The organism is Mycobacterium sp. OAE908 (genome assembly GCF_017872775.1).
In the GTDB taxonomy this organism is placed as follows: Bacteria; Actinomycetota; Actinomycetes; order Mycobacteriales; family Mycobacteriaceae; genus Mycobacterium.
Window position 1 is genome coordinate 1,432,607 of the sequence record NZ_JAGGJL010000002.1, and the last position, 12,008, is coordinate 1,444,614.

Annotated in this window: 11 protein-coding genes; 7 read left to right on the forward strand and 4 right to left on the reverse strand. The window is 63.9% G+C overall.

Features of this window, described 5'->3' with window-relative positions; translation table 11 throughout:
- Positions 1 to 6: 6 nt before the first annotated feature.
- The gene (locus J3E61_RS32215; protein WP_210086648.1) at positions 7 to 1,725 is read right to left on the reverse strand and encodes an FAD-binding protein; all 1,719 of its coding nucleotides are present in this window, start codon (positions 1,723 to 1,725) and stop codon (positions 7 to 9) included.
- Positions 1,722 to 3,071, reverse strand: a complete 1,350-nt coding sequence (locus J3E61_RS32220) for an aromatic ring-hydroxylating dioxygenase subunit alpha (protein WP_210086649.1) — start codon at positions 3,069 to 3,071, stop codon at positions 1,722 to 1,724. The genes J3E61_RS32215 and J3E61_RS32220 overlap by 4 nt, the downstream gene beginning before the upstream one ends.
- Positions 3,072 to 3,124: 53 nt before the next feature.
- Here J3E61_RS32220 and J3E61_RS32225 point away from each other — a divergent pair, with 53 nt between their 5' ends.
- The 7 genes from J3E61_RS32225 to J3E61_RS32255 all read left to right on the forward strand — a co-directional run bounded on the left by J3E61_RS32225 (position 3,125) and on the right by J3E61_RS32255 (position 8,922).
- Positions 3,125 to 3,382: a molybdopterin-guanine dinucleotide biosynthesis protein MobA gene (locus J3E61_RS32225; protein ID WP_210086650.1), complete on the forward strand. Its 258-nt coding sequence runs from the start codon at positions 3,125 to 3,127 to the stop codon at positions 3,380 to 3,382.
- 38 nt (positions 3,383 to 3,420) lie between these two features.
- The gene (locus tag J3E61_RS32230; protein ID WP_210086651.1) at positions 3,421 to 4,077 is read left to right on the forward strand and encodes a TetR/AcrR family transcriptional regulator; all 657 of its coding nucleotides are present in this window, start codon (positions 3,421 to 3,423) and stop codon (positions 4,075 to 4,077) included.
- Between the two features lie 80 nt (positions 4,078 to 4,157).
- Positions 4,158 to 4,586 (forward strand): hypothetical protein, encoded by a 429-nt coding sequence (locus J3E61_RS32235; protein WP_192722542.1) that lies wholly within the window; start codon positions 4,158 to 4,160, stop codon positions 4,584 to 4,586.
- The gene (locus J3E61_RS32240; RefSeq protein WP_210086652.1) at positions 4,583 to 7,489 is read left to right on the forward strand and encodes an MMPL family transporter; all 2,907 of its coding nucleotides are present in this window, start codon (positions 4,583 to 4,585) and stop codon (positions 7,487 to 7,489) included. Before J3E61_RS32235 ends, J3E61_RS32240 begins: the two co-directional genes overlap by 4 nt.
- A 7-nt stretch (positions 7,490 to 7,496) precedes the next feature.
- Positions 7,497 to 7,835: a DUF732 domain-containing protein gene (locus tag J3E61_RS32245; protein ID WP_192722540.1), complete on the forward strand. Its 339-nt coding sequence runs from the start codon at positions 7,497 to 7,499 to the stop codon at positions 7,833 to 7,835.
- 11 nt (positions 7,836 to 7,846) lie between these two features.
- Positions 7,847 to 8,287, forward strand: coding sequence for a DUF5078 domain-containing protein (locus J3E61_RS32250; RefSeq protein WP_192722539.1), 441 nt, complete (start codon positions 7,847 to 7,849; stop codon positions 8,285 to 8,287).
- A complete protein-coding gene (locus J3E61_RS32255; protein ID WP_210086653.1) occupies positions 8,284 to 8,922 on the forward strand; it encodes a methyltransferase domain-containing protein in 639 nt (212 codons plus the stop codon). The genes J3E61_RS32250 and J3E61_RS32255 overlap by 4 nt, the downstream gene beginning before the upstream one ends.
- Before the next feature lie 3 nt (positions 8,923 to 8,925).
- Here the strand turns inward: J3E61_RS32255 and J3E61_RS32260 are convergent, their stop codons facing one another.
- Positions 8,926 to 10,395 carry a hypothetical protein gene (locus J3E61_RS32260; protein WP_210086654.1) on the reverse strand — a complete coding sequence of 490 codons (1,470 nt, stop codon included), beginning with the start codon at positions 10,393 to 10,395 and terminating at the stop codon, positions 8,926 to 8,928.
- A gap of 220 nt (positions 10,396 to 10,615) precedes the next feature.
- Positions 10,616 to 11,938: an aryl-sulfate sulfotransferase gene (locus J3E61_RS32265; protein WP_210086655.1), complete on the reverse strand. Its 1,323-nt coding sequence runs from the start codon at positions 11,936 to 11,938 to the stop codon at positions 10,616 to 10,618.
- Between the last annotated feature and the right edge of the window lie 70 nt (positions 11,939 to 12,008).

Below are 12,008 nucleotides of genomic sequence, written 5' to 3' on the forward strand. Positions count from 1 at the left end.
GGCGTGTCAGGGCTTTTTGCGTCTGCTCGCGCGGCTACTTGCCCCGCTCGCGCCCAAAGCCCCACCGGCCGCGTGGCGGGCGGCGACGTAGCCGAACACCATGGTGTGGGCGATGCTGCCGCCGGCGCCGAGGTAAGTGCGGCCCATCACCGTCGCGGTGATGTTGCCGGTTGCGTAGAGGCCGTCGATGACTTGGTCGTTCTCGTTGAGCACCTGTGCGTATTCGTTGGTTATCACTCCCCCGCAGGTGCCGACATCGGCGGGGAACACCCGTGTGGCGTAGTACGGGGCACGATCGATCGGCCCCAATGCGGCATTGGGTTTGTGGCCCGGATCGCCGAGGCAGATGTTGTACGCCGACTGGCCGCGCCCGAAGTCCGGGTCGAGGCCCTTGGCGGCGAACTCGTTGAAACGCTTGACCGTCTGCTCCAATGTGTCGGCAGGAAGATCGATCTGACGTGCCAGGTCGGCGATCGAGTCAGACCGCATGATGGCGCCCGTCTCGATCACCTCCTCCGGCAGTCGCCGCTTCTGGAACGGGTTCGCACCGGAGACGTAGCGACGCACATAACCCTCGTCGAAGATCTGCCAGCACGGCACGGCCTTGTTGGCGTACATGGCCTTGCCGACCTCGACATAGGAATTGGACTCGTTGCAGAACCGCTTGCCAGTCCCGTCGACATAGATCGCCCCCGGTCGTTGCCGAGCCTGACCGACGACGCGTGCACGGGGATCGGCGACGAAAACCGATGGGAGCCACCAGGCCTCATCCAGTAAGTCGGTCTTCGCTCCGAGTTGCATCGCGGTCTGCAGCACTTCACCGGTGTCGCCGGGGTTGGCAAGCGACCATTTCGCTTCGTTGGGCTGATCGCCGCTGTACCGACGGCGCATTTCCGCGTTGCGGCTGAAGCCTCCCGCTGCGAGCAGGACCCCTTTGCGCGCTTCGATATTCAGCGAGGCGCCATCGCGAGTGACCCTGGCGCCGACGACACGGCCGTCCTCGACGATCAGATCGTCCATCGCGGTGTTCGTCCAGACCGGCGGCTGGCCACCGGCGAGGCCCATCAGTACCTCGAGCATCTGCCCGATGACCGAGGCCCCGTTGGTGAGGACCTTGCGGCGACGAAGCCGGGCGGCTTGGGTACGCAGCAACACCTTCAGGGCCAACGCGAATGCTCGCGGCGAGCGGTTGAAGTATCCGACGACCACCAGTTCGCTGGTTTTCACCACGAAGCCGCGGTTCCAATTCTTGTCCATCGTCTGAAGCTTCTCGCTCCAGTCCCCCAGTGCGGCCGCGTCGTACGGGATCCCCTCGATGGATCGTCCGGCCGTGTTGCCGCCCTTGTGATTCGGGTAGTAGTCGCTGTAGCCCGGGCATCGGACCAGGCGAACACCCTTGCGGGTGAGGAAGTCGATCATCTCGTTGCCGGCGGTCAGGAACATCTCGCGGCGCGCAACCGACGACGCTTCACCGATATCGCCGACGACGTCGTCGAAGTACGCCAATCCGTCTTCGTGAGAATCGGGGACGCCCTCCGCCTGCATCAGCGGATTGTTCGGCAGCCACAGCATGCCGCCGGACATCCCCGTCGCGCCGCCGATGAGGGCTTGCTTCTCGACGATGAGCGGTTCGATTCCGGAGTCCAGCGCGGCGAGCGCAGCAGCCATGCCCCCGCCGCCGCTTCCCGCGATGAGAAGGTCGACGGACTTGTCCCACTTCGTCATGCTTGGACTCTTTCGGACAGCTCGAGGTCGGCGACGGGGACGTCGATCGTGGTGTTCGTTTTCTGAATCGCTCCGACCAGCCGCTCGTACGGCACACCTGCCAGAAAGCCGTCGATCACGCGCTCGAAGTTCGAGATCAGCCCTTCGACTTGCGTCGACAACCGCATGAAGTCGAACCCCTTGGCGTGCAAGCCTTTCTGTTGCCTAGGCAGATTGGAGAAGTCCTGCGCCGGGATGGTCGGCCAACTCGGGTCGTCGGGTGCCAGCGGTTCGGGCGGCGTGGGCCTACCGGGTGAGCGGTCGCCGGGATAGCGGGTGAGCGACCAGATTTCGAAGAGCGTCTGTTCTGGCCCGAGCGGTCGGATTCGATACGAAGATGCGCTGCTGTACTGCGGCAGCAGAAAGTAGTGCGGGAAGCAGAAGCCGATCGGGTCGATAACGCCGCGGCGGTCCAGATCGTTCAGGTCCGGGAAATCGCAGTCGCGGGCGCGGTGCCATTTCGTCACCGCGTCGTTCACCGCACCACGCCACGCGGCCATCGCCTCCGCCGGATCGTCGGGCAGCGACATGTGTTGCAGCCCTTCGGCGATGCGGACGTCATTCTCGTGCGTCATGCCGCCCATACCCGAGCCGAGGGTGCGCATGAAGTGCAGGCTCATCTCGATGAGGGGATGCACGGATGACGTGTCCGGGCTGTGCGACGAGGGCAGCAGTTGCGGGTGTGTCTGCGGGACGTGGTAGCCCTCCATGAAGGCCTCGGCCGCCAGTTTCCAATTGACGGGCAGCAGGCAGGATTTCCACCACTCGGTGCGCAGTGCGCCCACCTTCCATTCGTCGTGCCTGGACGCGAACGGCTCGAGGCACTCGCGCAACGGGGGCGCGGTGTCGTCGAGATTGATCCAGGCGCAACCACCCCACAGCTCAACCCGGACGGGAACGAGGCTCAGATCCTCGGCGTCGAGGTTCTTCTCGTCGAAGATCTCGGGGCGCAACACAAACGTGTTGGCGCCGTCGAGGCCCCAGCACCACCCGTGAAACGGGCAGACGAAGCTGCGGCGAGACCCGCAGCCCTCGACGATCTTCATCCCGCGATGGCGACATGAGTTGTAGAAGGCGCGGATGTTGTCGTCGTCCACCCGCACGACGATCACCGACTGGTCGAGGATCTCGTACTCGACGAAGTCGCCGCGTGCCGGAATTTCCTCGAGTCGGCAGGCCATCTGCCACACCCGCGGCCAAAACAGTTCGGCCTCGAGCGCGTAGAACTCTTCGTCGTAGTAGCGCTGCTTGGGTATCCGGTCCACAGCCTGGACTGCCCACGGAACGGGAAGTGGTGTCCAGTTCACAAGTTCGTATCTTAGCAAAAATAGCTAGTTCGAAAGAGGAGTAGGCAGACAACATGGACAACTGGATCGACGAGCTTGCCCGCAGCCTCGGTGAGGCACCACTGACGTCCGCCGAGATGACCCGCCTGCTTGACGCGGCCGGCGACGTCGCACACCGCGTCGAACGCAAGATGACCCCGCTCTCGACGTTTGTGATCGGCTGCGCGGTCGGCCGAACGCTCGCAGGCGGCGTGCCACGCGCGGCGGCACTCGACGATGCGCTCGGACGGCTCGAGTCGCTACTGCCGCCCGCCGCGCCCGAAAACCTGTAGCGGTTGTTGGGCGGTCGCCCAACCGTTAGTCTGCCTTCATGATCAGGCGCCCCGCTGACAAGCGGCCACGAGTTGGCCGGGAGGCGACGCGCGAGGCACTGATCGAGGCAACTGCCCAAATCATGCTCGAAGAGGGCTATGCAGCAGCGACGTCACGACGCGTCGCCGCCAAGGCAGGCGTCAAGCCGGCGTTGGTGCACTACTACTTCCCAAGCATGGACGACCTGTTCGTCGCGGTGCTGCGCGACAAGGCAGAGAGCAATCTGGAACATCAGCGCGAGGCGATCGCCGAGGTGCGACCGCTGCACGCGCTGTGGCTGCTGAACAGCGCGACCGACGCCCAGTTGTTCACCGAGTTCTTGGCGATGGCCAACCATCGCAAGGCCATCCGAAGCGAGATCTCGGCCTACGCAATGCGCTTCCGCGACCTTGAAGAGGGAGTCGTGACGCTGGCCATGAAGGCCCGTGGCATCGACCTCGAGCAGTTCCCGCCGGTGGTCATGTCGATGATCATGGGCGGGCTGTCCCGCATGGTGATCCACGAGCAGGGTCTCGGCATTACGCGCGGACACGACCAGGCGCTTGCATTCATCGAGCGCTGCCTCGACCAGTTCGAAATGCCCGCATGGGGGCAGCCGATCAGTGACCCGGCCCGCGCCGCCGACCAGGAGGTGACCAGCAACACAACCACTTGAGGTAATGGTTTCGCGATGAGAAGTTATACCGGCTAAGTTATAGCCTCGACTGCCTTTGAGACACGGGAGCGAATCGTCTGATGTTGCGTTTTGCCAAGCGCATTTGGGTGCTGTTGGTGATCCTGCTCGTAGTGGTCATCGCAGTGTTCGTGGTAGACCGCTTCCGCGGGTTCTTCGGACAAACAGTGCTGACGAAGCCGGGCGCCGGCCTGGTCAACGACCCCGAGCCCTTCAACCCCAAAGTCGTGAAGTACGAGATCTTCGGCGACGGGGCGACAGCCACCATCAACTATCTGGACCTCGACGCGCAGCCTCAGAAAGCGGTCAACACCGCGATTCCGTGGCAGTTGACGCTGACCACGACGGCGCCCGCCGCTAGCCCGAACATCGTCGCCCAGAGTGACGGCAACTCCATCACCTGCCGCATCACCGTCGACGGCGTGGTCAAGGACGAGAGGACCACCGACGGCGTGAACGCCCAGACCTTTTGCTTGGTGAAGTCCGCGTGAGCAACACACATGTCGGGGCGCACCCGATCATCCCCCGGTTCATCCGGCTGTTCTCCGTGCCGATCTTCCTGGGCTGGATCGCGCTGGTGGTGATCGTCAACGTCATCGCCCCTCAGCTCGAAGTAGTCGGTGAGGCGCACTCGGTGTCGCTGGCTCCGAACGACGCCCCATCGATGCAGGCGATGCAACGCATCGGTAAGACGTTCCAGGAATTCGACTCCAACAGCTCGGCCATGGTCGTCCTCGAGGGCGACCAGCCGCTCAGCGACGCCGCGCACAAGTACTACGACGGGCTGGTCGACAAGCTCGAGGCCGACAAGAAGCACGTCGAGCACATTCAGGACTTCTGGGGCGATCCGCTGACCGCCTCCGGTGCGCAGAGCGCCGACGGCAAGTCCGCCTACGTTCAGGTCTATCTGGCGGGCAACCAGGGCGAGAGCCTGGCCAACGAGTCAGTGCAAGCGGTCCGCGACCTCGTGGCCAGTACCCCGGCGCCACCTGGACTCAAGGCCTACGTGACCGGGCCGGCCCCGCTAACCTACGACCAGCACCATGCTGGCGACAAGAGCCTGAAGCTGATTACCGCCATCACGATCGGCGTCATCTTCATCATGCTGCTGTTCGTCTATCGGTCAATCGTCACGGTGCTGATCGTGCTGGCGATGATGTTTATCGAGCTGGCGGCCGCGCGCGGAATCGTTGCTGCGCTTGGCTTTTACGACCTGATCGGATTGTCGACGTTCGCGGTCAACCTGCTCACCACATTGGCGATCGCGGCGAGCACGGACTACGCGATCTTCTTGTTGGGGCGCTATCACGAAGCGCGTGAAAGCGGTGAGGATCGCGGAACCGCGTTCTACACCATGTATCACGGCACCGCTCACGTCATTCTGGGTTCGGGTTTGACGATCGCGGGCGCGACGTTCTGCCTGCACTTCACCCGATTGCCCTACTTTCAATCGTTAGGGATTCCCCTGGCGATCGGCATGCTGGTGGCGGTCGCGGCCGCGCTGACGATGGCGCCCGCGCTCTTGACCATCTGCAGCCGGTTCGGCCTGCTCGACCCCAAGCGGGCGATGAAGACCCGCGGCTGGCGCAGGATGGGAACCGCCGTAGTGCGTTGGCCGGGGCCGATTCTCGCTGCATCGGTGGCATTGGCGCTGGTCGGCCTGCTGGCGCTGCCGTCCTACAAACCGAGCTACAACGACCGGATCTTCCTGCCGCCAGACATCCCTGCCAATGTCGGATACGCGGCGGCGGACCGGCATTTCCCGCAGGCCCGGATGAACCCGGAGATGCTGCTGGTCGAAACCGATCATGACGTGCGCAACTCCGCGGACATGTTGGTGATCGACCGAATTGCCAAGGGCATCTTCCACATTCCTGGCGTCGGCAGGGTGCAGTCCATTACCCGACCTGAGGGCACCCCGATCGAGCACACGTCGATCCCGTTCCTGATCAGCATGCAGGGCACCACCCAGCAGATGAACCAGGACTACATGGACAAAGTCATGGCCAACATGCTCAAGCAGGCCAACGACATGCAGACCTCGATCGACACGATGCAGCGAATGCAGAGCATCACCGTGCAGATGGCGGCGACCACGCACAGCATGGTCGAAAAGATGAAGGGCATGACGGTCGACATCGAGGAACTGCGCGACCACATCGCGGATTTCGACGATTTCTTCCGGCCGCTGCGAAACTACTTCTACTGGGAACCGCACTGTTTCGACATCCCCGTCTGCTGGTCGATCAGATCGATCTTCGACACGCTTGACGGCATCGACACGATGACCGATGACATCAAGAACCTGCTCCCCGACATGGAGCGGCTGGACACCCTGATGCCGCAGATGGTCGCGCTGATGCCGTCGATGATCGAGACGATGCAGAGCATGAAGAACATCTCGCTGACGATGTATCAGAGCCAGAAGAGTCAGCAGGACCAGATGAAGGCGATGCAGGAGAACCAGGGCGCCATGGGCCAGGCGTTCGATGCATCGAAGAACGACGATTCGTTCTACCTGCCGCCCGAGGTGTTCAACAACGCGGACTTCAAACGCGGCATGAAGATGTTCGTCTCGCCGGACGGAAAGTCCGTGCGGTTCATCATTTCTCACGAAGCGGACCCCGCCACCCCAGAGGGCATCAAGCTGATCCCGCAGATCAAGAACGCGGCGTTCGAGGCCATCAAGGGCACGCCGCTGGAGGGCTCGAAGATCTACCTGGGCGGCACCGCATCCACCTACAAGGACATGCAGGAAGGTTCGAACTGGGACCTGCTGATCGCCGGAATATCCTCGCTCTGCTTGATTTTCATCATCATGCTCCTGCTCACCCGGGCGGTGATCGCGTCTGCGGTCATCGTGGGCACGGTGCTGTTGTCGCTGGGCACATCCTTCGGATTGTCCGTGCTGATCTGGGAGCACATCATCGGTATTCCGCTGCACTGGATGGTGCTGGCGATGTCGGTGATCATCCTGCTGGCGGTGGGATCCGACTACAACCTGTTGTTGGTGTCCCGATTCAAAGAGGAGATACACGCCGGCATCAAGACCGGCATCATCCGATCGATGGCGGGCACCGGCGCAGTGGTCACCTCGGCCGGCCTGGTGTTCGCGTTCACGATGATGTCGATGGTGGTCAGCGATCTGATCGTGGTCGGTCAGGTCGGCACCACGATCGGGCTCGGCCTGCTCTTCGACACGCTGGTGATCCGCTCGTTCATGACGCCGTCGATCGCGGCGCTGATGGGCCGCTGGTTCTGGTGGCCGCAGAACGTGCGAACCCGGCCAAAGCCGGTGCCGTGGCCGAAGCCGGCCCGGCATTCGGCCGACACCCCAGTCAGCGTCGGCAGTGGCGGTACTGCTGATGAAAACCCAACGGGCCCAATCAGATAGGTGTGTGATGAAGGGATTCAGACTCGCTTCGGTTGCCGTGGCGGCGATAGCACCTGCGTTGGTTTTCGCCGCGCCGGCGCACGCTGATCCGGACACGGATTTCGCCAACGAACTCCACACGTACGGCATCTATGGCGGTAAGGACTACAACGCGTGGATCGGCAAGATCACCTGCAAGCGGCTGTACAACGGGCTCGACCAGGATGCCGACAAGTCGGCGAAGTTCGTCTTCCTTCAACTGCCGAAAGGCAGTACAACGGAACAGGCATGGCAGTTCCTCGGGGCATCGCTTCGTTACTACTGTCCCGATAAGCTGCCAGTACTCGACGCGGCCGCCCACCAGTGAGGAGTCAGATGATGTGGATCAAGGCGAGTGTCGCGGCGGCTGTGGTGAGCGTGGCGGCGATGGCACTTCCGGCGGTCGCGGCGGCCGATGCCAGTGACGACTACCCGATCCCGAACCGGATCCTGAAGACCACCTGCACCGTCGATCAGTACATGGCCGCCGTGCGCGACGTCGAACCGGTCTACTACGAGCGCTACATGACCGATTACAAGAACCGGCCCGTCGACGTCCAAGACGCCGCCCGCGACCGCATCTACTGGTTCTTCTCCCTGGACTACGCCGGCCGCCGGCAGTACTCGGAGGACACCGCGACCAACGTCTACTACGAGCAGATGGCCACCCACTGGGGCAACTGGGCCAAGCTGTTCTTCAACAACAAGGGCGTCGCCGCACACGGCACCGACATCTGCATGAACTACCCGCCGACCGACCCCACGGTCTGGACCTGGTGACGTCGGTGCCGCGCCGGACTCTCAACGACGCGGTAACGCAGTTCTGGAGCATCGCGGCGCCGCTCTACGATCTGCCGTTCCTTCAGCAGTGGGTATATCGCCCGGCGCAAGACGAGGTGATCGCTGCCCTCGAGGACAGCCGCGCCCGCCGGGTGGCCGACATCGCATGTGGCACAGGCATTCTCGCGGCCCGTATCGGCGCCGAACTGCATCCCGACGAGGTCTACGGGGTCGACATGTCCGACGGCATGCTGGCTCAGGCGAAGGCTCGCTCCTCACATGTGCAGTGGCGTAAGGGGCCTGCCGAGCAGCTGCCTTTCGAGGACGGTTCGCTGGACGCCGTCGTGACGACATCGGCGTTTCATTTCTTCGACCAACCCGCCGCACTGCGTGATTTCCACCGCGTGCTCGCACCGGGCGGTCTGGCCGCAGTGGCAACCTTGAGCCCGCGGCAGGTACTGCCCTTGCATCGGCTGTCCGCCAACCGGCTCAACCCCTCGCACAACCCATCGCCCGCTGAGATGCGAAGGCTGTTCGAGGATGCGGGCTTTGCGATCAGCGATCAACACCGTGTCCGCCGGCCCGCGTGGACGCAGGTGCTTTCGGACTTGATCACCATCGGCGTCAAGCCTTAGAGGTCAGGGCAGCCCGCTGAACAGCGGGCTCAACACCTGCTGAATCGGATCCGCCGGCGGCGGCTCTGCACCCTCGCCCGGTGGAGGTGGCGACGCGATCGGTGCGGGTGCCGCAGGTGGCGGGGCGACAGGAGCGGGCGCTGCGGCAGGCGGAGGAACCGGCGCAGCCAGCGGCGCAACCGGAGCAACCGGAGCGGCCGCAGGAACAGCGTGGGGCACAACGGTAACCACCGGTTCGGGAACAGGGACCGCGACCGGTTCGGGCGCCACCGATGCAACCGGCTCTGCCGGTGGTGGCAGCGGTTCCAGCGGCGGTGGCGGCGGTGGTGCGGGTGGAGGTTCGGCGGCCATCGGTTGAAGCTCTGGCACGGGCTGCGGCGGAACCGTGTGAATGCTCACCGAGGTGACCGATGCACCCTCCGGGGCCGGGTCGGCGGCCTGTGCGGCGGAGTTCTCGACGTTGAGCGCCGAACCGGCGGCGAGCGACAAAGCCGCGCCGAAAACCGCGACCGCCGCGGCACCGATGGTCAGCTTCTTCGCATGCGCCACCAGCCATGGCCGGTGCCGCGTCGACGAACCAGCCTTCGGCTGTTTTCGCGGCTTCGCGATCTCCTGTGTGACGGCCGTGTCGATGGCCGTCGCGGCTAATTGCGTTGTCGCAGGCGCAGCGGCGGCTGTCTTCTTCGTCAGCGACACCCGCCACGTCGGCTCGACAGTCTGCGGCGGGGCCGTTTCGCCCTGGCTGACCGGCGTCAGTGCCGCACCGCGGGCAAGCGCGATCTGCGTTTCGGCCGAGTCGGTCACCGCTATCGGCAGGGCGTCGGCGATCGGTTGGGTCACTTCATCCAGATCGCTATGCGCCCCGATGAGATACAGACTTTCCGGTAGCCAGCCGTCCTTGCGGAACACGGTCCTCAGCCATTCGACAAGGTCCTCGGGGGACTCGCGGGTATCGGTGACGGCGGTGCGCACCGTGCCCGCTCCGGTGGCCACGATCATGACCGTGGCCAGATGAGGCTCGAGGATGCACAGCCCGGTCTTGGCGTGCTCACTTTGCTGCCCGACCTCGATCCCCCACGCCTGCGCGGCTTTGCTCAGCGAGATCGAGTGCACATTGTCAAACCCCAAGTCCGCCAACGATTTCAGCAGTGTCACGGCGTCGGCCTCGACGTCGTCGGTCCATGTGACGTGGACGGTGTCGACCTTGTGACCGCTGGCCGTCGCGATCGTCTGCGCGCCACGGGCGGCCGCGATGTGCGGCGACGTGTCCCCTTCGGCGCCACCGTCGGCGGACTGAAAGTCGAACGCGTCGTTGTCGAGAACGGCGGCATCGGGACCTTGTCCGTCGAGAAGCACCCACCCAACGCTGGTGGATGTCATCGACAGCCCCAACACCGCTTGCACGTAATGCCTCACTCTCGTCGCGTAACCGACGTCGCCGTTACGGGTCAGGCGCTCACCCGAAGCGAGCATAGTTTGCTCGCTCCTGCGCGTCATCTCGTGAAGACGAGAAAGCGCACAGCACCGGCGTCGTGGCGTTTATCGAAACGGCCACCGACGGTGTTACCACGTCGTACACCGTTCGATATTGACGTTTCATCGGGAAACTCCTGTGAAACAGGCGCGACTGTCGACCTTGCACGCATGTTCCCGGCTGTGTTCATCGCCTCGATGTGTCGCGGACGGCCCCCGTTTACCGTTTGCTAGCGACGCGCAGGTCGACAGCGTTCGACGACCGTGGGGTGTCCGTCGGCACCCACTCGTACGGCACCGCCTGCGACCGGTAGATCATCCGCGTCAAGGTCGGGCGGTCGACACCGTCGACGGTAGGGACCTTCACCTCGGGTTCACCCGCAACCGCGTAGTCCTCATACGGCGTGAGGTACTCCCAGACCACCTGTCCCGACGGCGTGACTTGAAAGATCCGGCCGTGCATCCCCTCGGTGATCAATGTGTTCCCGTTGGGGAGGCGCTGCGCGTTGCTGACGAACGAACTGAAGAAGGTCCACGGTGGGCGACCCGAGTCCTCCGCGGTGTATTGCCACACGATGTGCTCGGTGACGGGGTCGATTTCCAGCACCCGCGAACCGGCGTAAATGCCAAGGGGTGCAGGCGGATAGCCCGCGCCGCCCTGGTTGTCGAACACAAGCAGATTCCCGGCTCCTGGCAGCCCATCGGCGATGAAATGCGGGTTGTGCTGGCCAGAGATCTGATCGAGTGGCCGCGGCAACGCGTGGCTGTTGATGCGTTGATGCTCGGCGCCGGGAGCGTCATCGAAATGGGGACCGAGCCGCCACACGATCCGACCGGAGGCCCTGTCGATCAGAGCGACGATGTTGGCCTTGCGTGAGCTGATCAGGATGTTGTCGGGATGGAAGACGGAGTCCGGGTCATCGCGGTGCCAGCGGTTCGGTCCAAGCGTGCTGGCGCTGTTGATTTCCAGGTAGCCCCAGATGTTGTCGGGCTGGCGCGCCACACTTCGCCGTAGGTACTCGAAACCTTCTGCGGTGAAGCCGAATTCGTCGAGGTGGTCGCCCGCCTTCCATTCCCAGACGATTCGACCGTCCGGCGCCACCTCGTAAATGCCCTGATCCCCCACGATGTGGGGGCCCAGCGCTGGAACCTCCCGCGGGATCGCCACCAGAATGAGGCGGTTGCCGTTGCCGAGCAGCTCCCAATCGTGGTTCTGGCGGGCCGCACCATCCGGCGCCTCGGTACCCCACTCCCACACCTTCTCCCCCGACCACGACAGCTGACCGACAGTCCGATTGCCGTAGATGCCGCCCGGCGAGTCGGCCAGCTGCGTGAGCTGAACGCCGATATCGCCGACCCGGCCGCCGTTGAGGGCGGGATCGATGATCCTGGCCGGAACGCCCGGATACGGCCACTCGTTGCGCACCACGCCGTCGAGGTCGATCAACCGACTGATCCCGTCGGCGGCGGTGTACAGGACGTAACTGCCGTGGGCGAGGTCGGGGTCGTGAAACGTCACGCCGCTGAACTGAACGAAGGCCATGGTCAGAAGTCGTACCAACCCTCGCACGGGCGATCGAGAGTTGAATTCGCAATGATCCGACCAGCCCGCG